This is a genomic window from Williamsia sp. z34 (assembly GCF_059553395.1).
Genome location: NZ_JCANWW010000002.1, coordinates 505,091 through 531,179 on the forward strand (window position 1 = coordinate 505,091; position 26,089 = coordinate 531,179).

Genomic DNA, 26,089 nt, shown 5'->3' on the forward strand with positions numbered 1-26,089 from the left:
GGTGGACCTCATGCAGTCGTGGTCTGAAACCGTTGTTCCCGTTGTTCCCGGTCAAGGACCGGCATTGAGGCTCTTTGACACCTCTGACCGGCAGATCCGCCCGGTGGTGCCCGGTAAGACTGCGACGATGTATGTCTGTGGCATCACGCCTTACGACGCAACGCATCTCGGGCACGCTGCCACCTACCTGACCTTCGATCTGGTCAATCGCCTCTGGCGCGATCTCGGACACGATGTGCACTACGTCCAGAACATCACCGACGTCGACGACCCGCTGTTCGAACGGGCGCAGCGCGACGGTATCGACTGGGTCGACCTGGGATCGCGCGAGACCGATCTGTTCCGCGAGGACATGGCGGCGCTGCGGGTGTTGCCACCGCGCGACTACATCGGTGCCGTGGAATCGATCGACGAGGTGGTCGAGGTCGTCGGCAAGCTCCTGGCCTCCGGCGCCGCCTACATCGTCGACGACGAGCAATACCCCGACGTCTACTTCCGCGTCGACGCCACCGAGCAGTTCGGATACGAGTCGGGTTACGACCTGCCGACCATGCAGCGGTTCTTCGCCGAACGTGGCGGCGACCCGGATCGGCCCGGCAAGCGCAACCCGCTCGACGCGTTGCTCTGGCGGGCCGCGCGCGAAGGTGAGCCGTCGTGGGACTCGCCGCACGGACCCGGTCGGCCCGGCTGGCACATCGAGTGCACGGCAATCGCTTTGAACCGGATCGGCGCCGGATTCGATGTCCAGGGCGGCGGCAGCGATCTGATCTTTCCGCACCACGAGTTCTCCGCTGCCCACGGCGAGGCGCTGACCGGAGCCCGCCGGTTCGCCAAGCATTACGTCCACACCGGCATGATCGGTCTCGACGGCGAGAAGATGTCGAAGTCGAAGGGCAACCTGGTCTTCGTCTCCAAGCTGCGGGCCGCCGATGTCGACCCCGGTGCCATCCGCCTCGGTCTGTTCGCCGAGCACTACCGCACCGACCGGCCCTGGACCGATGAGGTACTGGCCGAGGCGGTGGCCCGGCTGGAACTCTGGCGCAACGCCGCCGCCTGCGAGTCCGGCCCCGATGCCCAGCCGACCATCGAGCGACTGCGTCAGCATCTGACCGACGACCTCGACACCCCCAAAGCACTTGTCGCGATTGACGCCTGGGCCCACGACACATTGGGCGGACTCGGCAAGGTGCCTTCTGCGCCCGCCGACGTGGCCGATGCCGTTGACGCGCTCCTCGGTGTACGCATCGCTCCGCTTGGGTAAGGTTCCACATCGTGGCCAAAGCTCAAGAGATCGATCCCGGTACAGCTGTGGGTGTGTGGGCAGTGACCACGCGGACGTCGACCTACCTACTCGATTTCGGTGAGATGACCCTGCTTCGCGCACCGGGCGTGGGCAGCGACGGTGACGAGGCCTGGGCGGTGAGTCAGCTCCGCCGGGATTCCGAGGACATCCCCTTGCTCGGCGTGAAGGCATGCCGGGTCGGCGAGTCCGCGCAGTTCTGGGTCCGGGCCGCCGAGGACCCCGACGTTCGAACCTGGCGCATCACAACACCTGTCGTGTCGATCGAACGGATCTCCTGACCGCCCTGACCCCGCCCGGATTCACGTGGCCTGGTCACGTCCAGATATGGATCCCGCCGTCGCGGACCTCGGCTTGATAGACCGGTAGGGCATCGATGTCGGTGCCGTTGGTGCAACTGCCGTCCTCGAAAGAGAACGTGTACTGGTGCAGCGGGCACATCACCTTGGTGGCGTCGGTCTGACCGTCGGCGATCGGGCCACCCCGGTGTGGGCAACGGGCGCCCAGGGCGCGGACGGAACCGTCGGACATCAGGAACACCGCAACCTGTTGTCCGTCAACCACATAGGTTCGCCCCTCACCGACCGTCAGATCGGTGATCGAACCAACCTGCGTCGCCTCCGGCTTCGTCTCCGTCATCGGACCGGCACCAGGGGGAGCTCGATCAGCGGCAACGAGGGCGTGAATTGTGCGGGCGACTTCGGTTCGAGCCGTTCCTTCCACGGATCGGTGTAGGCCGCCGCCGAGGCGCAGATGCGTTCGAACAATCCGTCCACCAAGCCATCCCGGTCGTCGATGAGAATGGCCCGTAGCTCCTCGATGCCGACGCGCGGCACCCAGGCGTAGGTGCGTTCGAGCCACTTGGCCTGTTCGCGGTAGTACTGGATGAACACCCCGCAGATGCGGAGGACCTCGTCGACGCCCACCGCCGTGGTGAGCAGGTCTCCCTTGCGGATGTGGGCGCCGGCCGCACCGCCGACGTAGATCTCCCACCGGCCGTCACCGACCGCGACCACCCCGAAGTCCTTGCACAGTGCCTCGGCGCAGTTCCGGGGACATCCGGTGACCGCGAGTTTCAGTTTCGCCGGGGTTTCCAGGCCCTGGTATTTCTCCTCGATCGCGATGCCCAGGGCGGTCGAGTCGTCCAGGCCGAAGCGACAGAAGTCGAGGCCCACACAGGTTTTGACCGTCCGGAAACTCTTGCCGTACGCGTACCCGGACGGCATGTCGAGATCTGTCCAGACCTTGGGTAGATCTTCTTTGCGGATGCCGAGCAGATCGATCCGTTGCCCCCCGGTGACCTTCACCATCGGGATGTTGTATTTGTCTGCCACATCGGCGATCCGGCGCAATTGCGCGGGATTGGTGACGCCGCCCTTCATCTGGGGGACCACCGAGAAGGTGCCGTCGCGCTGGATATTGGCGTGGACGCGGTCGTTGATGAACAGTGCGCCGCGTTCGTCCTCCCAGTCGGCGTCCCAGATGATCCGGAGCAGCGACGCCAGCGGCATCTTGGCGGTCACCTCGTCACCGTCGGGAGACAGCGCACCGATCACCGCCGACACCGACCGCAGGTTCAGCTCCCGAATCCGCGCGATCAGTTCGGGTTTGGCCAGCGGGATCGACGGCACGTACCAGTCCGCGGACGGGTCCAAGGCGAGTTCGCCGCCCGCAGCGCAGGCCACGATGTCGCCGACCAATCCCTTGCAGGAACCGCAGCCCTTGCCGGCCCTGGTTTTCGCCACGACCTCTCCGACGGTCGTGGCCCCGGCGTGGACACAGGCGACGATGTCGCCCTTGGTGACTCCGTTGCAGTTGCAGACCTGAACATCGTCGGCGAGTTCGGCGGCACCGGTTTGCGCACTGGGCGTACCCATGTCGAAGAGCATGCTGATGCGCTCGTCGGGGAGCGCCACCTTCTCGTCGAAGGCCTGCGTCAGGAAGTTGACCTTGCTGATGTCGCCGAGCAGCATCGCCCCGATCAGCTTGTTGTCGCGGACGACCACCGACTTGTAGGTGCCACTGCGCGGTTCGTAGAACTGGACGAACTCGTCGGTGTCACGCTCGGGTCCCTTGACGCCCATCGCCGCGACGTCGACTCCGGCGACCTTGAGCTTCGTCGTCAATCGCGACCCGTGGTACGCCGCATCCGGGTTCGACCCCGTCAGGACATCTGCCAGGACACCGGCCTGCTCCCACAGCGGGGCCACCAGGCCGTAGACCTCGCCCCGGTGCTGGCAGCATTCGCCGACCGCGTAGATGGCACCCTCGTCTTCACACCGCATCTGGTCGTCGACGACGATTCCACGTTCGATGACCAGACCCGCGGCCCGGGCGAGCTCGACGTTGGGCCGGATTCCGGCGGTCACGATGATCATGTCGCCGGGCAGACTGGTGCCATCGTTGAAGCCGACCCCGGCGACCGCGCCGTCTTCGGCACGGAGTACCGCGGTGGTCCGCTTCGAGGTGTAAACACCCACCCCGAGTTCTTCGATCTTGTTCCGTAGAACGCGCCCGCCGCGCTCGTCGAGTTGCTGGTTCATCAGATGACCGGGGGAGTGCACCACATCGACGTCGATGCCCTGGGTCCGCAACCCGTACGCGGCCTCGAGTCCGAGCAGGCCACCGCCGATGACGACGGCGCGGATCCCGTCGCGGGACAGCGCCATCTGCAACATGCCGTTGGTGTCCTCGATGGTGCGGAACCCGAACACCCCGCGCGCCAGCCTGCCGTCGGCCTCTCGCAGGCCGTCCATGTTCGGGAAGAAGGTGTTGGAGCCGGTGGCGATCACCAGCACGTCGTAACCGATGGTGCGGCCGCTCTCGCAGGTGACGATCTTGGCGAACCGGTCGACGGCGACGGCACGGTCGCCGGCGTAGAGCCGGACGTCGTTCTCGCGGTACCAGGCCATCGGGTTGAGCATCAGGTCGTCGTCGTCGATCGAACTCTCCCCGGCCAGCACGTGCGAGAGCATGATCCGGTTGTAGTTGCCGTACGGTTCGTCGCCGATCATGGTGATCTCGAACTGCGACCCACCGCCGCGCTGCAAGATTTCCTCGACGGTGCGGGCTCCGGCCATGCCGTTGCCGACCACCACCAGACGACGGCGCTGCTGTGTCGCCGACATCAGAACTGCACGAACCCGAAGTCGACGACGATTTCCCCGGTGCATCCTTCGGGCGCGGCGAACACCAACTCCAGGACACTGTCCGGGTCGACGTCCTCGACCACGCGCAGCGGCACGTTCACCGACGCCTTGGCGCCCATCGGGAACCACCGCATGGGTTGCTGATCACGCAGCAGTGTCACGTAGACGAGTTCGTCACTGCTGTTGCCGCCGCGGAAATACAGCGGCTGGACGGTCATGCCGGCCGGAACCTGGTAGGTCAGTGACGGATCCAAGGGGGCTGTCTTGGTCAGACCGCTACCGGTGAAAGAAAAGACACCCTGCAGGAACTTCGGTGTACTGGACATGCCGTCACTAAACGTGAACTCGATGAACCAGCACTTTCGACGGGGTTACGAGTCCATTGTCAGGATCTCACCGCGTTCACAGCAGGTCGGTGATCACGCCTTCGCGGAACGAACCGTCATGCACCGAAGCTCCCGCCGGGACCACGTCTGCGCAGGTAGCGCTCGAATTCTGCGGCCAGCGCGTCGCCGTCGATCTTCGAGAGTGTTTCGTCGACACTGACCTCGGCGTCGCCGCGTTCTTCGAGTCCGCGCACGTAATCGGAGATCTCGTCGTCGTCTTCGGTCATCTCGGTGACCGCCCGCTCCCACTCCTCGGCCTGTTCCGGCAACTCGCCGAGCGGGACCTCCACGTCGAGGACCTCTTCGAGTTGGCTGAGCAACGCCGCCGATGCCTTCGGGTTGGGTGGCGTCGAGACGTAGTGGGGTACCGCGGCCCAGAACGAGATGGCCGGGATACCCGCCGCGACACAGGCGTCCTGCAGGACACCGGTGATCCCGGTCGGACCCTCGTAGCGGCTCTCCTCGAGCTTGAACTGCTTGGCCGATTCGGCGCTGTACGCGGCGCCGGTCACCGGGACCGGCCGGGTATGTGGCGTGTCGGCCAGAAGTGCGGCCAGGATCACCACCGTCTCGACCTCGAGTTCTCGCGCGATGTCGAGGATTTCGACACAGAAACCGCGCCATCGCATGTTCGGCTCGATGCCGCGCAGCAGGACGATATCTCTGTCCGAACCGGGCGGCGTACAGTACGAGATCGAGGTGGTCGGCCAATCGATCCTTCGGGTGACTCCGTCGATCTGCTTGATCGTGGGTCTGTTCACCTGAAAGTCGTAGTAGTCGTCTGAATCGATTTCGGCGAGCGGTACTGCGTCCCAGACCAGTTCCAGGTGCTCCACGGCTCCACTGGCCGCATCGCCGGCGTCATTCCAACCCTCAAAGGCAGCAACCAGCGTGGGGCGGCGCAACTGTGGGAGGCTTGCGCTCTGCTCGGCGTTCACCGAACCAGCCTACGACCGAACCCCAATTGAGAGCGAACTACCCTGATAACCATGTCCAGTGCCACATCGCCGTCCTTTGATACGGAATTGCTCACCGCAATGGGTAAACGCGTCTTGATCGGTGACGGTGCCATGGGAACCATGTTGCAGGCCGCAGATCTGACGTTGGATGATTTCCTCGGTCTCGAGGGCTGTAATGAGATCCTCAACGACACCCGGCCCGACGTGCTCCGCGAGATCCACCGTGCCTATTTCGAAGCCGGCGCCGATGCGGTCGAGACCAACACGTTCGGCTGCAACATGTCGAACCTGGGGGACTACGACATCGGCGACCGCATCCGGGAGCTCGCGTTCAAGGGAACGAAGCTGGCCCGTGAGGTCGCCGACGAAGTGGGTCCCAGCGCCGACGGCACACCCCGGTTCGTCCTGGGTTCCATCGGTCCGGGCACCAAGCTGCCCACCCTCGGCCACACCACGTTCGCCTCGATCCGCGACGCCTACTACGAATGTGCCGCAGGCATGCTCGACGGCGGCGCAGACGCCATCCTGATCGAGACCTCGCAGGACCTGCTCCAGGTCAAGGCCGCGGTCCTCGGATCACAACAGGCCATGGCCGACCTCGAGCGACGGATCCCGATCATCGCCCACGTCACCGTGGAGACGACCGGGACGATGCTGCTCGGTTCGGAGATCGGTGCTGCGCTGGCCGCGCTCGAACCGCTCGGCATCGACATGATCGGTCTCAACTGCGCGACCGGCCCCGCGGAGATGAGCGAGCATCTGCGGTACCTGAGCAAGCACGCGCAGGTACCCATCTCGGTCATGCCCAACGCCGGGCTGCCCCAACTCGGCCCGAATGGCGCGGAGTACCCGCTCACACCCGAAGAGCTCGCCGACGCGCTCAGTGGTTTCGTCAAGGAGTTCGGACTGTCCTTCGTCGGTGGTTGCTGCGGCACCACACCCGAACACATCCGGCAGGTGGCCGACGCTGTTGCCGGCGTGCAGAAGGCGGAGCGCAAGCCCGAGCACGAGGCCGAGGTCTCGTCGCTCTACAGCGCCGTCCCGTTCTCGCAGGACGCGTCGATCCTGATGATCGGTGAGCGCACGAACTCGAACGGATCGAAGGCCTTCCGCGACGCCATGCTGGCCGCGGACTACCAGAAGTGCCTCGACATCGCGAAGGACCAGACCCGCGACGGCGCACACATGCTCGACCTGAACGTCGACTACGTGGGCCGTGACGGCACCGCCGACATGTCGGCTCTCGCGAGCCGGCTCGCCACGTCGTCGACGCTGCCGATCATGCTCGACTCGACCGAACCCGAGGTCATCGAGGCCGGCCTCGAGCACCTCGGCGGCCGGTGTGCGGTCAACTCGGTCAACTACGAGGACGGCGACGGCCCCGATTCGCGCTTCACCAAGATCATGAAGCTGGTCAAGACCCACGGCGCTGCCGTGGTGGCCCTGACCATCGACGAAGAGGGACAGGCCCGCACCGCCGAGTGGAAGGTCCGCATCGCCGAACGGCTGATCACCGACATCACCGAGAACTGGGGCCTCAAGGAGGAGGACATCATCATCGATGCCCTCACCTTCCCGATCTCCACGGGCCAGGAAGAGGTCCGCAAGGACGGCATCGAGACGATCGAGGCCATCCGGATCCTCAAGGAAAACCACCCGGAGGTGCATTTCACCCTCGGTATCTCCAACATCTCGTTCGGCCTGAACCCCGCTGCCCGCCAGGTCCTCAACTCGGTGTTCCTGCACGAGTGTGTGCAGGCGGGCCTGGACACCGCGATCGTGCACGCGTCGAAGATCCTGCCGATGTCGAAGATCCCCGACGAGCAGCGCGAGGTCGCGCTCGATCTGATCTACGACCGTCGCCGTGAGGGTTACGACCCGCTGCAGAAGCTGATGGCCCTGTTCGAAGGGGTCTCGGCGGCGTCGGCCCGTGAGAGCCGTGCGCAAGAACTCGGCAGACTGCCGCTGTTCGAACGACTCGAGCGTCGCATCGTCGACGGTGAGCGTGCCGGGCTCGAAGACGACCTCGACGAGGCGATGACCGAGAAGCCACCGCTCGAGATCATCAACGTGACGCTGCTGTCGGGCATGAAAACCGTCGGTGAGCTGTTCGGATCCGGCCAGATGCAGCTGCCGTTCGTGCTTCAGTCCGCCGAGGTCATGAAAACCGCCGTGGCACACCTCGAACCGCACATGGAGGCGACCGGGGAAGACGGCAAGGGCCGGATTGTCCTCGCGACCGTCAAGGGCGATGTCCACGACATCGGCAAGAACCTCGTCGACATCATCCTGTCCAACAACGGCTACGAAGTGGTCAACATCGGTATCAAGCAGCCGATCTCCACCATCGTTGAAGTCGCCCAGGACAAAAATGCCGACGTCATCGGGATGTCCGGGCTGCTGGTGAAGTCGACCGTGGTCATGAAGGACAACCTCAAGGAGCTCAACAGCCGCGGTCTCGCCGAGAAGTACCCGGTGCTCCTCGGTGGTGCGGCGCTGACCCGTTCCTACGTGGAGAACGATCTGAGCGAGACCTACGACGGCGATGTGCACTATGCGCGGGACGCTTTCGAGGGGCTGCGGTTGATGGACGACATCATGCTGGTCAAGCGTGGTGGCGGGCTCGACCCGGAGAGCCCCGAGGCCATCGCGGCTGCGGAGAAGACCGCGGAGCGCAAGGCGCGCCACGAGCGTTCCAAGCGCATCGCCGAAAAGCGAAAGGCCGAGGCCGAACCGGTCGTCGTCCCGGAACGTTCCGATGTTGCGGCCGGACTTCCGGTCCCGACACCGCCGTTCTGGGGTACCCGCATCGTCAAGGGTGTTGCGGTCGCCGATTACCTGACGTTGCTCGACGAACGCGCATTGTTCCTGGGACAGTGGGGACTTCGCGGCGCACGCGCCGGGGAGGGACCGAGCTACGAGGACCTCGTCGAATCCGATGGCAAACCGCGCCTGCGTTATTGGATCGACCGGTTGGCGACGGAGAACATCCTGCAGCATGCCGCGGTGGTCTACGGGTACTTCCCGGCGGTCAGCGAGGGCGACGTGGTGCACGTGCTCACCGAGCCGCGTCCCGACGCGCCCATCCGACACAGCTTCGAGTTCCCGCGGCAGCAACGCAGCCGGTTCCTGTGCATCGCCGACTTCATCCGTTCGCGGGAAGAGGCCATCGAGACCGGTCAGGTCGACGTGTTGCCGTTCCAGTTGGTGACGATGGGTCAGCCGATCGCGGACTTCGCGAACGAACTGTTCGCGAAGGACGCCTATCGCGACTACCTCGAAGTCCACGGCATCGGCGTCCAGCTCACCGAGGCACTGGCCGAGTTCTGGCACCGGCGGATCCGTGAGGAACTGCGTTTCGGTGACACCAGTGTGGCCTCCGAAGATCCGGAAGACACCCAGGACTTCTTCGACCTCAAGTATCGGGGTGCCCGCTTCTCGTTCGGGTACGGGGCCTGCCCGTCGCTGGAGGATCGCGTCAAGATGATCGACCTGCTCGAACCCGAGCGGATCGGCGTGGAACTCTCCGAGGAGTTGCAGCTGCATCCGGAACAGTCGACCGACGCGTTCGTCCTACATCACCCGGAAGCGAAGTACTTCAACACGTGAGTACCCGGTTGCACTCAGGCTGAGTGCAACCGGTGTCTTCGGATCCGAAGTATTCGACACTCGGGGCATGACTTCGACAATTTCCGCCCCGGGTGCCATCACCGATGCCGAACTCGACGCGCGTTTCGGTCCGGTTTTCGAGACGATCGCGGCCGGGGCCACGGCACGTGAGGTCGACCGGCGCCTGGCACACGATGAGGTCCATCTACTACGTGAGGCGGGGCTGGGCGCGTTACGGGTTCCGGTCGAGTTCGGCGGACTCGGTGCCACTGTGCGGCAGCAATTCCGGCTGCTGATCGACCTGGCCGCCGCGAATCGAATCTGCCGCAGGCCCTTCGGGTGCACTTCAGCTTTGTCGAGGATCAGCTGCTGAGCCCGCCGAGCACCGAGCGCGACACCTGGCTACGCGCGGTCGCCGGCGGCATCCTCGTCGGCAACGCCATCACCGAACCCGGGGTCGGTGCGGTGGACCGATACCAGACCCGACTGACCCAGCAGGACGGCACGTGGCTCCTGAACGGCACCAAGTACTACAGCACCGGATCGCTGTATTCGAACTACATCCTCGTCGCGGCCGACGATGACGGCGAGCGGGTATCGGTCCTGGTGGACGCCAACGCCGAGGGTGTCACACAGCACGACGACTGGGACGGTTTCGGACAGCGTCTGACCGCAAGTGGAACAACAGAATTCGACAACGTCGTCGTCGCCCCGGAACGAATCCTGGGGCCGGGCTACGGCGGCGCCGGCAAGACCTACGGGACTTCCTACCTACAGTTGGTGCACTTGGCCGGACTCGCCGGTATCGCCCAGCGCGCCACGTCCGGCACTGCCGAATGGGTCCGAAATCGCACTCGCTCGTACACCCATGCGGCAGCGGACCTCCCCCGCGAGGACCCACTGGTTCAGCAGGTGATCGGCAAGCTGTCCGCGGCCGCGTTCACCGCTCGGACGTCGGCTCTGGCCGTGGCTGACATCCTCGATGAGGTCTTGGCTGCCGGTAGCGCCGTCACCCCGGAGCAACTCGATCGCGCCGAACTCGCGGCGTCGCAGGCGCAGGTCACCTCCGTCGACATCGTGCTCCGGGCAACCAACGAGCTCTTCGAGGTCGGTGGTGCGTCGATCACCTCGGAACGGCTACGGCTCGACCGATATTGGCGAAACGCCCGTACCATCGCGCTCCACAATCCGACGATCTTCAAGACCCGCGCCATCGGCGACCACGTCCTCAACGGCACCGAACTCCCATACGCCTGGAGTGCCGGCAACCGCTAGCGATCATCCAAATGGATTGTCGTACCCCCGGTCTAGAATCAAATGTATGTTCGAGGGGGAGATCGAAGATGCAGGTGGGGACGATGAAATCGGTCCTGTCGAATCAGCGGGTGTCAATGAGTTGCTGCGCAACACCGAGCTCGCGATGGCCCAGCAGTCGCGGATGGAGTGGGAACGCTATGCCGCTGCGGCGATGCTGCACCGACATCTGGTCGAGCCGACCGCCGGGTCTGAGGCGGAGATGCGGGCGCTGGATCCGTTCGCGCAGTGTGCGGCGAGATTGTCTGCCGCACAGGGTTTGACGCAGCGGACTGCGGAGTTGCAGATCAATCGTGGGGTGGCGTTGCGCGATCGGCTGCCTGCGGTCAATGAATTGTTGAAAGCCGGGCGCATCGCCGCGCATCATATTCCTGACATCATCGCGCGGACCGAGTTGATCGAAGGCTCAGCCCATATGGCCGATATCGATGCGGCGATCGCTGAACGATTGAACCGTCCGGGGGCGTGGTCGAAGGGTCGGATGCGAGACATGGTCGATGCGATCATCTTCCGCCGGGACCCGGATCTGGTCCGGAAGAACCGGGAGGATGCGAAGAACAATCGTGGGGTGTGGGCCAACAACACCGACCACGGCATGGCGGTTTTGGATGCGCATTCCACCGCTGAGGAATTGACGTTGATCATGGCGCGGTTGGAAAAACTGGCCATGGCCACGTGCAAGGCTGACCCGCGGAAAAAGGCTGATCGGATGGCCGATGCGTTGTTCGCCACGGTGATGGCCCGCGAGTTCTATTGCCAGTGCCCGAATGACCCGAAGCATCCGTGCACCGCCGAGATCGTCACCGTTCCTGCCGGACAGGTGGTTTCGGGTGTGGATGTGAAGATCGTGCTGCATGTGATCGCTGATCAGGCCACCGTCGATGGTCGCGCCGAGAATCCGGGCTTCATGGACGGACACGGTGTCATCTCCGGCGATCACGTCCGTGATATCGCTGCCCGCCCCGAGACAGTGCAGCGGCCGATGGGCAACAAACCTGCACCCGCGCAGCCAGAGCCTGCTCCTGCATCTGCACAACAGGAATCCACACCGCCCGAGCCTCAGCCCGAGCCCGGACAGCCGCAGCCGGAGACAGACCCGGCGCGACCAGCAGCCGAGCAGCCAGAATCTGTGCAGCCAGAACGAGCGCCCCAGGATGATTCACCGAATCCGAAGCGGCCGAAGATATACATGCGCGGACCGCAGAACCCGCCAGCCGGAGACCTCCCCGATGACGGCGACGACAATGCGATCGTCGCGGCACCGTTCCCGCAGGTGATTCCGCTGCCGGCAACCCAACCCGGTGACCAGTACCGGCCCTCGGTCGTCCTGGACACCTACCTCCGGATCCGGGATGTCTATTGCATGTGGCCCGGGTGCGAGCACAAGGCCTGGGATGCCGATCTGGACCACACCTGCGAGTACAACCACAACGATCCCGAGGCCGGTGGATGCACCCATCCCTCAGAGATGAAGACGCTGTGCCGTTTTCACCACCTGCTCAAGACGTACAGCGACTGGCTCGATGACCAGTACCCCGACCCTCGGACGGGGCGGACCCGGCTGATCTTCACCACACCCGAGCGCCGCAACTACCACGGCCCGGGTTGGACCGGCGACGATCTGTTCCCGACGTTGAGGTTGATCGTCTTCGACAACCAACGCGGCACACGCAGCCGACCACCACCGACCGCATCACCAAGAACGCAGCCGCGCACCGCTGCCAAACACGCACGCCGCCAACAGGAACGACTGGCCAATCGCCGACAACGTGCGCTAGAGGAGAAACTCGCACTCGAACTCCGCGAAGAAGTTGGAAGGAACAGCCCGCCACCGACCTACTGACAGTTCAGTCGCCTGGATACGTGAGGATCACCAAACGCTGGGTCGGGAGCCGCCGCGGATGATCGCGTCCTGGTCGGATGCGATGGCGCCGAGCACATCTCGCATCCTTGCTGATCGATGAGTTCCCAGACCGGCGATGAACACCGACTGGTCATCGAGTGCGGCAGCCGAGCCCAGTCCCTCGGCACCGAACACCTCATCCCAATAGTCGGTGATCTTCCCGCGCGACCAGCGGTATCTGCGTCGGCTCGCCAAACCCATCGGATTCGCAAGTGTGGCGGCGAAAGCCATGTACCCCAGGCACAGGTCCGGCCCGAAGCGACTCAGCGATCGCAGACGCGCACCGAGACGGTGGATCTCCATGTCCCGGTCCATCGCATCGCGGCCGGTACTGCTGTAGGTCGTCTGTTCGGCGCGGCGTCGGGGCGACAGGTCGGCAATCGTTTGCGTGAGGTTCTCGGCAATGGCGGCGAGGTGCTGTTCGTCGCGTGCAATCAGGGCCGGATCGGTCTTGTGGAAGAGACGGTCGGGAAGGTTGAACACGCTGTCGGCGGTGGAAATAGTGAGGACTCCTTGTGCCGTTACAAGAGTTGATTCAGCGAGTCTGCGGCATCACCCGGGCCTGGCCGCAAGCCCTGGGGTGCGCTATATCTTGAAAGGGGTAGGGAGTGATCCGCGCCATGTGTACATCTGGCGATTTCGATTCACCTGTTGAGGTCCGCCATGATGGGCCGGTGAGCGATCTTCCGAAAGCAATTCTGTGGGACATGGACGGCACCCTTCTCGACTCCGAAAAGCTGTGGGATATCGCCATCGCCGATCTGGCGACCGACCTGGGCTTCGAGCTGACCCATGAGGTTCGCGAGTCGACTCTGGGCAATTCGATGACCAACGCGTTGACCAAGGTGTTCGACGCCGCCGGACTACCGGTCGCGCAGCGCGACTACGCCGGCCGCTCCGCCTGGCTGCGAGCCCGTGTCAGCGCTCTGTTCAAGGACGGCATCCCGTGGATGCCCGGCGCTCGGGAGACGCTGGATCTGATTGCAGCGCAAGGCATTGCGATGGCGTTGGTGACCAACACCGAGCGCGAACTCGCCGACGAAGCACTCGGCACCCTCGGCCGGGACCGCTTCACCGTCACCGTCTGTGGTGATGAGGTGGAGTTCGGCAAGCCCGCGCCCGACCCCTATCTGCGGGCAGCGCAACTGCTCGGAATCGACCCCGCCGACTGCCTGGCCGTGGAGGATTCACCCACCGGAACGCAGGCGGCCCGTGCGGCCGGTTGTCCGGTCCTCGTGGTGCCCTCGGCCACTCCGATCCCGGCCGGCGAGGGGCGGACGCAACGCCAGAACCTGATCGGACTGACCCTCGACGATGTGGCGGAGGCATTCAATGGGACAATTGAGCACCGTGAAGACCTTCGATGAGCTGTTTGCCGAACTGACCGACAAGGCCACCACCCGGCCGGAGGGCAGCGGCACCGTCGCAGCACTCGACAAGGGTGTCCATACCCTCGGGAAAAAGATCATCGAAGAGGCCGGCGAAGTCTGGCTGGCGGCCGAGCACGAGTCTCCCGAGGCGCTGTCCGAGGAAATATCTCAGTTGCTCTACTGGCTGCAGGTGATGATGATCAATCGTGGACTGACGCTCGACGACGTCTACAAGCATCTGTGAGCTCGATCCATCCCGCGAACACCGGCCGAACTCCTGCCCGACCACATTTCCGATAGGACCCCACTCACATGCTGCGCGTTGCCGTTCCCAACAAGGGGGCGCTGTCCGAGTCCGCCGCCGAAATCCTCAGCGAGGCGGGCTACCGTCGCCGCTCCGACTCCAAAGACCTCACGGTGCTCGATCCCGCCAACGAGGTGGAGTTCTACTTCCTTCGCCCGACGGACATCGCGATCTACGTGGGGTCGGGTGAACTCGACCTCGGGCTGACCGGTCGCGACCTCGCGCTCGACTCGGGCGCCGACGTCGAAGAGTGTCTGGGACTCGGATTCGGCGCATCCACATTCCGCTACGCCGCACCGAGCGATTCGAACTGGACGATCGCCGACCTGGCCGGCAAACGGATCGCCACGTCTTATCCGAACCTGGTGCGTTCCGATCTGGCCGCCCGCGGTATCGAGGCGACGATCATCCGTCTCGACGGCGCTGTCGAGATCTCGATCCAGCTCGGTGTGGCCGACGCGATCGCCGACGTGGTCGGATCCGGTCGGACGTTGCGCCAGCACCAGCTGACCGCATTCGGCGAGTCCCTGTGCGATTCCGAAGGCGTGCTGTTGCAACGCAAGGGTGCCGAACGCAGCAAGGCCGCCGAGCGTTTCATCGCCCGGGTGCAGGGCGTCGTCTACGGACAGCGGTACGTGATGCTCGACTACGACTGCCCCCGAGCCATCCTCGACCAGGCCATGGCGCTGACGCCGGGCCTCGAATCGCCGACGATCGCACCGATGGCCGACGACAACTGGGTGGCCGTCCGGTCGCTGGTCCCACGCAAGCAGCACCAGAACCTGATGGACGAGCTGTCCGAACTCGGCGCGAAGGCCATCCTGGCCTCCGACATCCGGTCCTGCCGCTTCTGAGGCCTACTTCTCACCCGGCACAGCTTCAGTGAACCCTGCTCATCCCACCGCTCGGATGAGCAGGGTTTGAGCTGATCGTCCGACCGCACCCGAACTGTCGAACAGTTCGGCCCCGGTCAACCCATATCCCTGCGGGCCCACGGTCATCCGGGCTTTGATTCCGGTCCATTCACCGAGCGGCTGCCGGTAGAGATGCACGGTGGTGTCAGTGTTCATGAACGTCCACTCACCGAAGGCGAGCCGCGAGCCGACGCCGTTGGCGATGTCGAGCACGGTGAAGAACTTCTCGATGTCGGTGGTCTGCTCACCGGCCACCAGCGGTAGTTTCGGCCGCACCCACACCTCGCGTCCGGCGTCCGCATCGCCCGAGGCCAGCCGACAATCGAGGGTTCCGACAAATCCTCGGGTCGCCCATTCGCCGACCAGCGGCCCGATACCGGTCATTCCGGGTACTGCTTCGATCTCGTCCGGCGCGGGAGTGATCAGTGGCACCGGCATGTGTGCGACCTCTGACGTCTGCGCTGTCGCGATCCGCCAGCCCTGAGCGCGGGCGGCGATCCGGTACGTGCCGTCGGTCTGACGGACGGACAGCTCGGATTGCAGGAGGCTGATCTGCTTGCCGGGCCGCAGTACCGTCGTCTGAATCCGGTTCTCCGTCATCCCGATCGCACCGAGGATGTCGACCGTGATCCGGGTGAACTCCTGCGCAGGATCGGGCTGGTGCCGCAGTAGTGATCGCGCCAGCAGCCCGATGGGCGGCCCGCCATGCTGCAGTTCATCGCCCCACACACTGACCGTGTGTTCGGTGGGCATGAAATGTTCGTGATCGCCGTTGCGACCGAGCGGAAGATAGTAAGCGGCTTGTTCGGACACAGTTGTCGATCCTGCCATCCGAGTGGTTCACCGCTCCGGAGTGGCTAACCGCCGGCGATGGGTTCGATACCGGTCGCGCCCGGGACCGTCGGCCATCCGGGATAGGGGAGAACGGTGCCCCCGAACTCGGGACAGTGCGCTTTGTGGTCGCACCATTGGCACATCCGGCTCTTCTTGGGCTGGAAATCCCCGGTCTCGCCTGCGGTCAGAATCGCCTTCCAGATCGCCTTCAAGGTTTTGGCAAAGCGTTCCAGCTCAGCTTCGTCGGGTGTGTAGACCAGCGACTGGCCGTCGGCGAGATAGAGCAACTGGAGCCGTGCGGGCACGATGCCGCGGAGGCGGAAGATGGCCAGCGCATAGAACTTCATCTGGAACAGCGCACGCGATTCGAAACTCTCACCCGGCGAGCGGCCCGTCTTGTAATCGACGACCCGCACCCGGCCGTCGGGCGCCACATCGATCCGGTCGACGAACCCACGCAGGAGGACACCGTCCTCGTCGCCGTCACCGGCCAGGTCGACCTCGACCCGCAATTCGCACGACTCCGGCGTGAACGCGGTGGGGTTCTCGAGTGTGTAGTAGGTGGTGATCAGCTTGTGCGCGTCGGACAAGAACTTGTCGACCTGATCGTCGGGGACCAGGTCATGCAATTCGGGCGACTGCTCGCAGAGAGCGCCCCACGCGCCGTCGACGAGCAGTTCGGCGGATTCCGGCACCCGCAGCCCGGCCGGCATGTCGAACAGGTTCTCCAAGGCGGCATGCACAACCGTGCCGCGCACCTGGGCCTGCGTCGGGGTTTCGGGGAGCCTGTCGATGGCTCGATATCGATAGAGCAGCGGGCACTGTTTGAAGTCTCCGGCCCGGCTCGGAGACAACGCCGGGACCCGTATCGGGTGCGCACCCGGGGTGGTCTCCGACTCACTCTCGGGGTGGGATTCGGTACTCACGCTCACACCTGGCAGGGTATGCCTGACCAACGACAACCCTCATCATTTGCGCCGGACCAGCCGCAGGCGATGTCATCACGCTCTGACATCCCCGGTATTCGCGCTGCGTGTGAGGGAAGTTTTCCGCTGTTCGCCAGGAAGGCACGCTCCCGTAATGTCCACCACAGGCCCGTTTGCCATCGGGGATCGTGTCCAGTTGACCGATGCCAAAGGCCGCAAGTTCACCGTGCGCCTCGAGGCCGGCAAGAGCTTCCACACCCATAAGGGCGGCATCGCCCATGACGACCTCATCGGTGCCGACGAGGGCATCGTGGTCACCTCGACCTCCAACACGCCGTACCTCGCCCTGCGGCCCCTGCTCGTCGACTACGTCCTGTCGATGCCGCGTGGCGCCCAGGTCATCTATCCCAAGGACGCGGCGCAGATCGTCATGGAGGCGGACATCCATCCCGGGTGCACCGTGCTCGAGGCCGGGGCCGGCTCCGGCGCCCTGACCTGTTCACTGCTCCGCGCCGTCGGCGAGCACGGGACCGTCCGTTCCTACGAGGTCCGCGACGACCATGCCGAACACGCCGTCCGCAACGTCGAAGAGTTCTTCGGCGGACCGCCGCCCAACTGGGATCTGACCATCGCGGACCTCTCGGACTACCCGGGCACCGCGGACGTCGACCGGGTCGTCCTCGACATGCTCGCGCCCTGGGAAACACTCGAAACCGTCAAACGCGCATTGAAGCCAGGCGGGGTCTTGGCCGTTTATGTGGCAACCACCACCCAGCTCTCCCGGGTCGTCGAAGCCCTTCGCGAGCAGACCTGCTGGACCGAACCCCGAGCCTGGGAATCGCTGGTCCGTGATTGGCACGTTGTCGGCCTTGCCGTTCGGCCGAGCCACAAAATGCAAGGTCACACCGCATTTCTGGTGACCGCTCGCCGCCTGGCCGAAGGGACCGTCGCACCACGCCCGCACCGGCGTCCGAGTAAGAACCAGCCGATCCCGGAGCAATCCGAGTAAAGTCGGAAAACCTTGCGGCGACAGACAATTAACACATCGACAACATCACGGTCCGCGAGGCATGGGGCACGGCGGACGTTTCGCCGGTAGCCTCGGGTTACAGGATCGACCGTACGTTCGCCTGGTGATGGTGACGCCGAGTCGACTCGCCGGAGAGGAGTCAGAAATGACGGAATCAGGCAGCAACGAGCCCGTGGGGGGCGACGGTCTGAACGCGGACGTCACGCCCGAAGGAGAGTGGGGTTCGCCCTCACACCGGCCGCCGAGCGTGCCCCGCTCGGATCCCCCGTTCGGACGGGCCGCGAGCGACACCGACCTGCAGGCCCGCATCGAAACGCTGACCACCCGCAACGCCAAGTTGCTCGACACCCTCAAAGAAGCGCGTCAGCAACTGATCGCCCTACGTGAAGAAGTCGACCGTCTCGGACAGCCGCCGAGCGGATACGGCGTGCTGCTGGGTGTGTTCGAGGATTCGACGGTGGACGTGTTCACCTCCGGACGCAAGATGCGCCTGACCTGCTCGCCGAACATCGATGTCGAAACCCTCAAACGCGGCCAGTCCGTCCGCCTCAACGAGGCCCTGACGATCGTCGAGGCCGGCGAGTTCGACTCCATCGGTGAGATCAGCACGCTTCGCGAGGTCCTCGACGACGGGAACCGTGCGCTGGTGGTCGGCCACGCAGACGAGGAGCGGGTGGTCTGGCTGGCCGAGCCGCTCAGTGCTGCCGTGCTGGCCGAAGAAGAGGGCAACCGCAAGCTCCGGCCCGGAGACTCGCTGTTGATCGACACGAAGGCGGGCTTCGCCTTCGAGCGCGTCCCCAAGGCCGAGGTCGAGGACCTGGTCCTCGAAGAGGTGCCCGATGTCGGTTATGAGGACATCGGTGGTCTCGGCAGGCAGATCGAACAGATCCGCGATGCCGTCGAGTTGCCGTTCCTGCACAAAGACCTGTTCCGCGAATACGATCTCCGGCCCCCGAAGGGCGTTCTGCTCTACGGTCCTCCCGGTTGCGGTAAGACGCTGATCGCCAAGGCCGTCGCCAACTCGCTGGCCAAGAAGATCGCCGAGGTCCGCGGCGACGACGCCCGTGAGGCGAAGTCGTACTTCCTCAACATCAAGGGTCCCGAGCTCCTCAACAAGTTCGTCGGTGAGACCGAGCGTCACATCCGGCTGATCTTCCAGCGGGCCCGGGAGAAGGCGTCCGAAGGTACCCCGGTGATCGTGTTCTTCGACGAGATGGACTCGATCTTCCGGACCCGTGGTTCGGGTGTGTCCTCCGATGTGGAGACCACCGTGGTGCCGCAGCTGCTCAGCGAGATCGACGGTGTCGAAGGCCTCGAGAACGTGATCGTGATCGGCGCCTCCAACCGTGAGGACATGATCGATCCCGCGATCCTGCGACCCGGCCGTCTCGACGTGAAGATCAAGATCGAGCGTCCCGACGCCGAGTCGGCGATGGACATCTTCTCCAAGTACCTCGTTCCGACGCTGCCGGTGCACCCGGACGACATCAACGAGTTCGGCGGCGACCGCAATGCCTGCGTCAAGGCGATGATCGAGCGGGTGGTCGAGCGGATGTACGACGAGAGCGACGACAACCGTTTCCTCGAGGTCACCTACGCCAACGGCGACAAAGAGATCATGTACTTCAAGGACTTCAACTCCGGCGCGATGATCCAGAACGTGGTGGACCGCTCCAAGAAGTACGCGATCAAGTCGCAGCTGGAGACCGGTCAGTCGGGTCTTCGCATCCAGCATCTCTTCGATTCCATCCTCGACGAGTTCGCCGAGAACGAAGACCTGCCGAACACCACGAATCCCGACGACTGGGCTCGTATCTCCGGCAAGAAGGGTGAGCGGATCGTCTACATCCGCACGCTGGTCACCGGAAAGAGCTCGGGCGCCAGCCGGGCCATCGACACCGAGACCAACACCGGCCAGTACCTGTAGTCGGTACCCGAGGTTCGAACACCGAACAACGCTCCGCATCTGATGATGCGGAGCGTTGCTCTGTTCGGCCGACGGTCAGCCGGCGACCTTGACGACCCCGAGTTCAGCTGTGCTGGTGAGCAATCGGTGATAGGGCATCACCCGCACCGTGTAGCCGACGGGACCGGTCATCGGCAGCGGAATCGACACCTCGAAGATCGCCTCTCCACCCGGCTCTGCATGTTCGGTGACCAGGGACATCGCCGGCGTGGCGACGTGCGTCAGGTTCTCGGCCTCGTCGACGCGCCCGATGACGGCCTGTACGACCACCTGATCGGCGCGCAGACCGGCCAGATCCACGTGGGCGGTCAATGTCATCGTCGAACCGAGCAACGGTGTGTCGTCGAGACCTGCGCTGTCCACGTCGAGGATCTTGACCGACGGCCACGACCGGTCGATCTGGGCGCGGAAGTGGGCGAGGTCTTTTGCGCCCTCGAAGTGGTTCTCCGTCGTGGCCTGTCCCGAGATCGCGGCGGGCGCATAGTATTTCTGGGTGTAATCGCGGACCATGCGCGAGGCCAGCACCTGCGGACCGAGCGTGTGCAGGGTGTGCCGCACCATCTCGACCCAGCGAGCCGGGACACCATCGGAACCGGAGTCGTAGAACTTCGGGACCACCACGTTCTCGAGCAGCTCGTACAGTGCGGCCGCCTCGAGGTCGTCGCGGCGCTCGTCGTCGGTCACGCCGTCCGCAGTGGGTATCGCCCAACCGTTGGCGTGGTCGGACATCTCGTCCCACCAGCCGTCCATGATCGACAGGTTGAGGCCGCCGTTGAGTGCGGACTTCATGCCCGAGGTCCCACACGCTTCCATCGGGCGCAGCGGATTGTTCAGCCACACATCGCATCCGCCGTACAGGTACCGCGCCATCGCCATGTCGTAGTCGGGCAGGAACACGATCCGGTGCCGGACATCGTTGGCGTCGGCGAACCGGACGATCTGCTGGATGAGGGCCTTGCCGCCGTCGTCGGCTGGGTGGGCCTTGCCCGCGACCACGAGCTGGACCGGACGATCCTTGTCGAGCAGGAGCGCCTTGAGCCGGTCGGTGTCACGCAGCATCAGTGTCAACCGCTTGTAGGTCGCCGCCCGCCGGGCGAACCCGATGGTCAGGACGCGCGACGAGAAAACACCTGCGGTCCAACCCAATTCGGCGGCGGAGAATCCACGTTCGAGTCCGGATCGCCGGAGTCGGCGCCGAACTTCGGCGATCAGTTCGGTACGCAGCGTGTTGCGCGTCGCCCAGAGTTCGGTCGACGGCACGTCTTTCATCGCGGCGAGTGTAGCGGACTCGTCGGGCACATCGTCGCCGCCGTTTGCCGCGAGTTCCGTCCAGCGCGGTGAGCACCAGGTCGGCGCGTGAACGCCGTTGGTGACCGATCCGATCGGAACCTGTGAGGCGTCGAAACCGGGCCACAACGCGCCGAACATCTCCCGGCTGACCGCGCCGTGGAGTTTGGAGACACCGTTGGTCCGTTGTCCCAGACGCAGTCCCATGTGGGCCATGTTGAACACGCCGGGGTCGCTTTCACTGCCCAGTGCCAGGATCTGGGACAGCTCGAGACCCGGCAGGAGAGTCGACTGCCCGTGGTCGTCACCGAAGTACCGCCGCACCATGTCGACGGGGAAGCGGTCGATACCGGCGGGGACCGGGGTATGGGTGGTGAAGACCGTCGACGCGCGGACGGCGGAGAGGGCGGAATCGAAGTCGAGTGCGGCCCCGTCGAGCGAGACCAGCTCCCGAATACGTTCGGCGCCCATGAATCCGGCGTGACCCTCGTTCATGTGGAAGACCTCGGGATCGGCAAGACCCTGGATCCGCGTGTATTCGCGCACCGCGCGCACGCCACCCACGCCGGCCAGGATCTCCTGCTTGATCCGGTGTTCCTGGTCGCCGCCGTAGAGCCGGTCGGTCACCCCGCGCAGGTCGGTGTCGTTGTCGGGTATGTCCGAGTCCAGCAGCAACAACGGGATTCGGCCGACCTCGGCAATCCACAGTCGGGCCCGCAGGACGCGGTTGTCGGGCATCGGCACGCGGATCGTCACCGGGTTGCCGCCGGCATCGTTGACCGTTCGGACCGGCAGCCCTTGCGGGTCGAGGTTGGGGTACCGCTCGGTCTGCCAGCCGTCGGCGGTCAGCGACTGCCGGAAGTAGCCACACCGGTAGAGCAGGCCGACGCCGATCAGCGGCAGCCCGAGATCCGACGCCGCCTTGAGGTGGTCGCCGGCCAGGATGCCCAGACCGCCGGAGTAGATCGGCAAGACCTCCGAGACGCCGAACTCCATCGAGAAGTACGCGATGCCGGTCGGGAACCGGTTGCCCGCGGCCACCTGTCCCTGGAACCACCGGGGCTCGGCCAGGTACTCGTCGAGGTCGGCAGAGAGTGCGCCCAGACGGGCGAGGAAGTCGCTGTCGGCGGCCAGTTCGGCCAGCCGGTCGGGTCCGATGTCGCCCAGAAGTCGCAGGGGATCTTTGAGCGTGGACCACAGGGCGGGATCCATGGACGAGAAGAGTTCCTGGGTGGCCGGATGCCACGACCAACGGAGGTTGGTCGACAGTTTTGCCAGGGGCTGGAGGGACGAGGGCAGGTGGGCGCGGACGGTGAAGCGGCGCAGTGCTTTCACCGCGCAAACCCTACCCATCCGTACGCTCGTCCGCGACCGGAAGATGATGCCCCGCTACGCTCAACCCCATGCAGCGCATAATCGGAACCGAAGTCGAATACGGAATCTCGGCTCCGAACGATCCAGGTGCCAACCCGATCATGACCTCGACGCAGGCCGTGCTCGCGTACGCGGCCGCGGCCGGAGTCCCTCGTGCAAAGCGCACGCGGTGGGATTACGAGCCCGAATCGCCCCTGCGTGACGCTCGCGGTTTCGACCTCGGGCGCGGGTCCGGACCGGCTCCGATCATCGACGCGGACGAGGTCGGTGCCGCCAACATGATCCTGACCAACGGCGCCCGGCTCTACGTCGATCACGCCCACCCCGAGTATTCGGCGCCGGAGGTGACCGACCCGCTCGACGCGGTCATCTGGGACAAGGCGGGCGAACGGGTCATGGAGGCCGCGGCCCGGCACGTGGCCAGCGTTCCAGGAGCCCCGAAACTGCAGTTGTACAAGAACAACATCGACGGCAAGGGTGCGTCGTACGGGACGCATGAGAACTACCTGATGGCCCGGTCGACCCCGTTCAACGCGGTGATCACCGGTCTCACACCGTTCTTCGCCTCCCGGCAGGTCTTCACCGGTTCAGGCCGGGTCGGCATCGGTCAGTCCGGCGACGAATCGGGCTTCCAGCTGAGCCAGCGCGCCGACTACATCGAGGTCGAGGTCGGTCTGGAGACCACGCTCAAGCGCGGGATCATCAACACGCGCGACGAGCCGCATGCGGACCCCGAGCGGTACCGCCGGCTGCACGTGATCATCGGTGACGCCAACCTCGCCGAGACCGCCACCTACCTGAAGGTCGGCACCACCTCGCTCGTCCTCGACCTGATCGAGGCGGGCATCGAACTGCGGGATCTCGAACTGGCCCGACCGGTTCACGCCGTGCACGTCATCAGCCACGACCCGACCCTGCAGGCGACGGTTGCGCTCGCCGACGGACGCGAGATGACCGCCCTTGCGCTCCAACGGATTTACCTCGAACGCGTCAGTGCGTTCCACGATGCCAATCACAGCGACGACGCGCGCGCCAAGGATGTCATCGACACCTGGGCCGACGTGCTGGACAAACTCGAACGCGACCCGATGGAATGCGCAAACCTCCTGGATTGGCCCGCGAAGCTCCGGCTGCTCGAGGGTTTCCGGCAGCGCGAGAACCTGGCCTGGTCGGCGCCGCGACTGCACCTCGTCGACCTGCAGTACTCGGACGTCCGACTGGACAAGGGACTCTACAACCGGTTGGTCGCCCGCGGATCGATGAAGCGGCTGACCACCGAGCAACAGGTGATGGATGCGATCGGCAGCCCGCCGGAGAACACCCGCGCGTACTTCCGGGGGGAGTGCCTGCGCCGCTTCGGTGCCGACATCGCGGCCGCGAGTTGGGATTCGGTCATCTTCGACCTAGGCGGGGAGTCGCTGGTGCGGATTCCGACGCTCGAACCACTACGTGGGAGCCGCGCGCACGTGGGCGAGTTGCTCGATTCGGTCGACTCCGCAGCCGATCTGGTCAACCAACTCACCACCTAGAACCGAGCACGGGGGCAGCGAAATCGCCGCCTCCGCACGTGCATATCCGTGGCCAGATCACATTCGACCGGTAGGGTGATAGAACGTACGGTCCCAGCGGGACCGTGGTCTGAAGGAGGCAGCGATGGCGCAGGAACAAACCAAGCGCACGGGCGGTAACGACGACGACGGCGCCGGTGCAGATTCGGGTGCAGGTCAGGAACGCCGCGAGAAGCTGGCCGACGACACCGACGACCTGCTGGACGAGATCGACGACGTGTTGGAGGAGAACGCAGAGGACTTCGTCCGCGCCTATGTACAGAAGGGCGGCCAGTGACCGATCGGATCCGGTCCCTCGGCCAGGACATCTCATCTTTCTCCGACTATTTGCGTAACAACGCACCAGATCTGTTGCCCAGGAACAGGGTTTCGCCGGATATGGCTGCAAACATCCCGCACGGCACCACCATCGTCGCCGTGGCCTATCCCGGTGGTGTGGTCCTGGCCGGTGACCGGCGCGCCACCTCCGGCAACCTGATCGCCAGCCGCGACATGCGCAAGGTCTTCATCACCGACGAGTACTCGGCTGCCGGTATCGCCGGTACCGCAGGTGTGGCCATCGAGATGATCCGCCTGTTCGCCGTCGAACTCGAGCACTACGAGAAGATCGAGGGCGTTTCCCTCACCCTCGACGGCAAGGTGAACCGGCTCGCGTCGATGGTCCGGTCGAACCTGCAGGCCGCAATGGCCGGGCTGGCCGCGATCCCACTGCTCGTCGGGTACGACCCCGACGGTGTCGATCCGGCGCGTCCGGGACGGATCTTCTCCTTCGACGTCGCCGGCGACCGCCACGAGGAGCACGGCGGCTATCAGGCCATCGGCTCCGGATCGGTGTTCGCCAAGTCGGCCATCAAGAAGCTCTACCGCAGCGATCTGACCGCGGACGAAGCCTTGGCAGTCGCCATCGAGTCGCTGTACGACGCGGCCGATGACGATTCGGCAACCGGCGGCCCCGACATGGTGCGCGGTCTGTATCCCACTGCCGTGACCGTCACCGCGGATGGTGCCGCAGAGGTCTCCGCCGCCACGATCGAGCAGTCGGCACGCGGTGTCATCAGCAGGCGATCGGCGGATTACCACGGCACCGACGACGACACCGCCAACCGCGATTTCCAGAAGGGCGGTGACGCATGACCTTCCCGTATTACGCCAGTGCCGAACAGATCATGCGCGATCGTTCGGAGCTGGCCCGCAAGGGCATTGCCCGCGGTCGCAGCGTCGTCGCACTGACCTACGCCGACGGGGTCCTGTTCGTGGCGGAGAACCCGTCGAACACGTTGCGCAAGGTCAGCGAGATCTATGACCGCATCGGATTCGCCGCGGTCGGCAAATACAACGAGTTCGAAAGCCTGCGCAAGGCCGGGATCCAGCATGCCGACATGCGCGGATACAACTACGACCGCGCCGACGTCAGCGGACTGTCACTGGCCAATGCCTACGCCAGCACGCTCGGGGCGGTGTTCACCGAACAACCGAAGCCCTATGAGGTCGAGTTGTGCGTGGCCGAGGTCAGCCGTCCCGGCAAACCCGGTCCGTCCCAGCTGTACCGGATCACCTACGACGGCTCGATCGTCGACGAGACCCGCTTCCTGGTGATGGGCGGTTCCACCGAGTCGATCACGGCCTCGATGAAGGATTCTTACGATCCGGAGGCAGACCTGAGGGCTGCGTTGGCATCGGCGGTCACGGCTTTGGAAACACCACCGGCCGGCAATGGTTCGTCGTCTTCGTCGAGCAGTTCGTCGACGCCCGAACCTCGCACACTGCAGCCGGGTGACCTCGAAGTGGCCATCCTCGACCACGGTCGCCCGCGCCGCGCGTTCCGGCGTCTGACGGGATCGACCCTGGTCGACCTCCTTCCGGCCCGCGAAACCAACAACTGAAGAAGTTCTTCTC

The 26,089-nt window shown here is 64.9% G+C and carries 20 protein-coding genes and 2 pseudogenes; 14 read left to right on the forward strand and 8 right to left on the reverse strand.

Annotated elements, in window-relative coordinates:
• Positions 1–10 precede the first annotated feature (10 nt).
• Together mshC and AC51GT_RS06715 are read left to right on the forward strand one after the other, a co-directional pair.
• On the forward strand, positions 11–1,261 hold the full coding sequence (mshC, locus tag AC51GT_RS06710; RefSeq protein ID WP_496325510.1) for a cysteine--1-D-myo-inosityl 2-amino-2-deoxy-alpha-D-glucopyranoside ligase: 1,251 nt from the start codon (positions 11–13) through the stop codon (positions 1,259–1,261).
• Between the two features lie 11 nt (positions 1,262–1,272).
• The gene (locus tag AC51GT_RS06715) at positions 1,273–1,581 is read left to right on the forward strand and encodes a hypothetical protein (RefSeq protein ID WP_496325511.1); all 309 of its coding nucleotides are present in this window, start codon (positions 1,273–1,275) and stop codon (positions 1,579–1,581) included.
• 34 nt (positions 1,582–1,615) lie between these two features.
• On the opposite strand, the gene AC51GT_RS06720 is transcribed toward AC51GT_RS06715, so the two are convergent.
• The 4 genes from AC51GT_RS06720 to AC51GT_RS06735 all read right to left on the reverse strand — a co-directional run bounded on the left by AC51GT_RS06720 (position 1,616) and on the right by AC51GT_RS06735 (position 5,773).
• Positions 1,616–1,939, reverse strand: coding sequence for a Rieske (2Fe-2S) protein (locus tag AC51GT_RS06720; RefSeq protein WP_496328253.1), 324 nt, complete (start codon positions 1,937–1,939; stop codon positions 1,616–1,618).
• Positions 1,936–4,428: a nitrite reductase large subunit NirB gene (gene nirB / locus AC51GT_RS06725; RefSeq protein WP_496328254.1), complete on the reverse strand. Its 2,493-nt coding sequence runs from the start codon at positions 4,426–4,428 to the stop codon at positions 1,936–1,938. Before nirB ends, AC51GT_RS06720 begins: the two co-directional genes overlap by 4 nt.
• Positions 4,428–4,775 carry a molybdopterin oxidoreductase gene (locus AC51GT_RS06730; RefSeq protein ID WP_496325514.1) on the reverse strand — a complete coding sequence of 116 codons (348 nt, stop codon included), beginning with the start codon at positions 4,773–4,775 and terminating at the stop codon, positions 4,428–4,430. Before AC51GT_RS06730 ends, nirB begins: the two co-directional genes overlap by 1 nt.
• A gap of 116 nt (positions 4,776–4,891) precedes the next feature.
• A complete protein-coding gene (locus AC51GT_RS06735; protein ID WP_496328255.1) occupies positions 4,892–5,773 on the reverse strand; it encodes a PAC2 family protein in 882 nt (293 codons plus the stop codon).
• A 51-nt stretch (positions 5,774–5,824) separates the two neighbouring features.
• On the opposite strand from AC51GT_RS06735, the gene metH reads away from it, so the two are divergent.
• From metH to AC51GT_RS06750, 3 genes and pseudogenes are all read left to right on the forward strand, one after another.
• Positions 5,825–9,403, forward strand: a complete 3,579-nt coding sequence (metH, locus tag AC51GT_RS06740; RefSeq protein WP_496325516.1) for a methionine synthase — start codon at positions 5,825–5,827, stop codon at positions 9,401–9,403.
• 67 nt (positions 9,404–9,470) lie between these two features.
• Positions 9,471–10,678: pseudogene (locus AC51GT_RS06745) on the forward strand (acyl-CoA dehydrogenase family protein).
• A 46-nt stretch (positions 10,679–10,724) separates the two neighbouring features.
• Positions 10,725–12,560: an HNH endonuclease signature motif containing protein gene (locus AC51GT_RS06750; protein WP_496328256.1), complete on the forward strand. Its 1,836-nt coding sequence runs from the start codon at positions 10,725–10,727 to the stop codon at positions 12,558–12,560.
• A gap of 42 nt (positions 12,561–12,602) precedes the next feature.
• Here AC51GT_RS06750 and AC51GT_RS06755 read toward each other — a convergent pair.
• Positions 12,603–13,121, reverse strand: a pseudogene (locus tag AC51GT_RS06755) (AAA family ATPase); the annotation flags it as partial.
• Positions 13,122–13,240: 119 nt separating this feature from the next.
• On the opposite strand from AC51GT_RS06755, the gene AC51GT_RS06760 reads away from it, so the two are divergent.
• From AC51GT_RS06760 to hisG, 3 genes are all read left to right on the forward strand, one after another.
• The gene (locus tag AC51GT_RS06760) at positions 13,241–13,987 is read left to right on the forward strand and encodes an HAD family hydrolase (RefSeq protein ID WP_496328257.1); all 747 of its coding nucleotides are present in this window, start codon (positions 13,241–13,243) and stop codon (positions 13,985–13,987) included.
• On the forward strand, positions 13,953–14,234 hold the full coding sequence (locus AC51GT_RS06765; protein WP_196809605.1) for a phosphoribosyl-ATP diphosphatase: 282 nt from the start codon (positions 13,953–13,955) through the stop codon (positions 14,232–14,234). The genes AC51GT_RS06760 and AC51GT_RS06765 overlap by 35 nt, the downstream gene beginning before the upstream one ends.
• 68 nt (positions 14,235–14,302) lie before the next feature.
• Complete coding sequence (gene hisG / locus AC51GT_RS06770; RefSeq protein WP_496325520.1) at positions 14,303–15,148, forward strand: ATP phosphoribosyltransferase; 846 nt, start codon at positions 14,303–14,305, stop codon at positions 15,146–15,148.
• A gap of 39 nt (positions 15,149–15,187) precedes the next feature.
• Here hisG and AC51GT_RS06775 read toward each other — a convergent pair whose 3' ends face one another.
• Positions 15,188–15,961: a thioesterase family protein gene (locus tag AC51GT_RS06775; RefSeq protein WP_496328258.1), complete on the reverse strand. Its 774-nt coding sequence runs from the start codon at positions 15,959–15,961 to the stop codon at positions 15,188–15,190.
• Positions 15,962–16,065: 104 nt separating this feature from the next.
• The gene (locus tag AC51GT_RS06780) at positions 16,066–16,974 is read right to left on the reverse strand and encodes a RecB family exonuclease (RefSeq protein WP_496325522.1); all 909 of its coding nucleotides are present in this window, start codon (positions 16,972–16,974) and stop codon (positions 16,066–16,068) included.
• A gap of 148 nt (positions 16,975–17,122) precedes the next feature.
• On the opposite strand from AC51GT_RS06780, the gene AC51GT_RS06785 reads away from it, so the two are divergent.
• Complete coding sequence (locus AC51GT_RS06785) at positions 17,123–17,977, forward strand: tRNA (adenine-N1)-methyltransferase (protein ID WP_496328259.1); 855 nt, start codon at positions 17,123–17,125, stop codon at positions 17,975–17,977.
• A gap of 166 nt (positions 17,978–18,143) precedes the next feature.
• Positions 18,144–19,925: a proteasome ATPase gene (arc, locus tag AC51GT_RS06790; protein WP_496328260.1), complete on the forward strand. Its 1,782-nt coding sequence runs from the start codon at positions 18,144–18,146 to the stop codon at positions 19,923–19,925.
• Between the two features lie 75 nt (positions 19,926–20,000).
• Here arc and glgP read toward each other — a convergent pair whose 3' ends face one another.
• The gene (glgP, locus tag AC51GT_RS06795; RefSeq protein ID WP_496328261.1) at positions 20,001–22,586 is read right to left on the reverse strand and encodes an alpha-glucan family phosphorylase; all 2,586 of its coding nucleotides are present in this window, start codon (positions 22,584–22,586) and stop codon (positions 20,001–20,003) included.
• Between the two features lie 68 nt (positions 22,587–22,654).
• On the opposite strand from glgP, the gene dop reads away from it, so the two are divergent.
• The 4 genes from dop to prcA all read left to right on the forward strand — a co-directional run bounded on the left by dop (position 22,655) and on the right by prcA (position 26,076).
• Positions 22,655–24,154, forward strand: coding sequence for a depupylase/deamidase Dop (gene dop / locus AC51GT_RS06800; RefSeq protein ID WP_496328262.1), 1,500 nt, complete (start codon positions 22,655–22,657; stop codon positions 24,152–24,154).
• A gap of 124 nt (positions 24,155–24,278) precedes the next feature.
• Positions 24,279–24,470, forward strand: coding sequence for a ubiquitin-like protein Pup (locus AC51GT_RS06805; RefSeq protein ID WP_331885465.1), 192 nt, complete (start codon positions 24,279–24,281; stop codon positions 24,468–24,470).
• Entirely contained in the window at positions 24,467–25,327 is an 861-nt protein-coding gene (gene prcB / locus AC51GT_RS06810; RefSeq protein WP_496325527.1) for a proteasome subunit beta, read from the forward strand. The genes AC51GT_RS06805 and prcB overlap by 4 nt, the downstream gene beginning before the upstream one ends.
• Positions 25,324–26,076 (forward strand): proteasome subunit alpha, encoded by a 753-nt coding sequence (gene prcA / locus AC51GT_RS06815; RefSeq protein WP_496325528.1) that lies wholly within the window; start codon positions 25,324–25,326, stop codon positions 26,074–26,076. The genes prcB and prcA overlap by 4 nt, the downstream gene beginning before the upstream one ends.
• The last annotated feature ends 13 nt before the right edge of the window (positions 26,077–26,089 follow it).

Coding starts and splice junctions, on each gene's coding strand:
- AC51GT_RS06765 (WP_196809605.1), top strand. CDS start 13,953: ATGGGACAATTGAGCACCGTGAAGACCTTCGATGAGCTGTTTGCCGAA.
- dop (WP_496328262.1), top strand. CDS start 22,655: ATGCAGCGCATAATCGGAACCGAAGTCGAATACGGAATCTCGGCTCCG.
- metH (WP_496325516.1), top strand. CDS start 5,825: ATGTCCAGTGCCACATCGCCGTCCTTTGATACGGAATTGCTCACCGCA.
- AC51GT_RS06730 (WP_496325514.1), bottom strand. CDS start 4,775: ATGTCCAGTACACCGAAGTTCCTGCAGGGTGTCTTTTCTTTCACCGGT.
- AC51GT_RS06775 (WP_496328258.1), bottom strand. CDS start 15,961: ATGCCCACCGAACACACGGTCAGTGTGTGGGGCGATGAACTGCAGCAT.
- arc (WP_496328260.1), top strand. CDS start 18,144: ATGACGGAATCAGGCAGCAACGAGCCCGTGGGGGGCGACGGTCTGAAC.
- nirB (WP_496328254.1), bottom strand. CDS start 4,428: ATGTCGGCGACACAGCAGCGCCGTCGTCTGGTGGTGGTCGGCAACGGC.
- AC51GT_RS06785 (WP_496328259.1), top strand. CDS start 17,123: ATGTCCACCACAGGCCCGTTTGCCATCGGGGATCGTGTCCAGTTGACC.
- AC51GT_RS06760 (WP_496328257.1), top strand. CDS start 13,241: ATGTGTACATCTGGCGATTTCGATTCACCTGTTGAGGTCCGCCATGAT.
- AC51GT_RS06750 (WP_496328256.1), top strand. CDS start 10,725: ATGTTCGAGGGGGAGATCGAAGATGCAGGTGGGGACGATGAAATCGGT.
- mshC (WP_496325510.1), top strand. CDS start 11: ATGCAGTCGTGGTCTGAAACCGTTGTTCCCGTTGTTCCCGGTCAAGGA.
- hisG (WP_496325520.1), top strand. CDS start 14,303: ATGCTGCGCGTTGCCGTTCCCAACAAGGGGGCGCTGTCCGAGTCCGCC.
- AC51GT_RS06720 (WP_496328253.1), bottom strand. CDS start 1,939: ATGACGGAGACGAAGCCGGAGGCGACGCAGGTTGGTTCGATCACCGAT.
- prcA (WP_496325528.1), top strand. CDS start 25,324: ATGACCTTCCCGTATTACGCCAGTGCCGAACAGATCATGCGCGATCGT.
- AC51GT_RS06805 (WP_331885465.1), top strand. CDS start 24,279: ATGGCGCAGGAACAAACCAAGCGCACGGGCGGTAACGACGACGACGGC.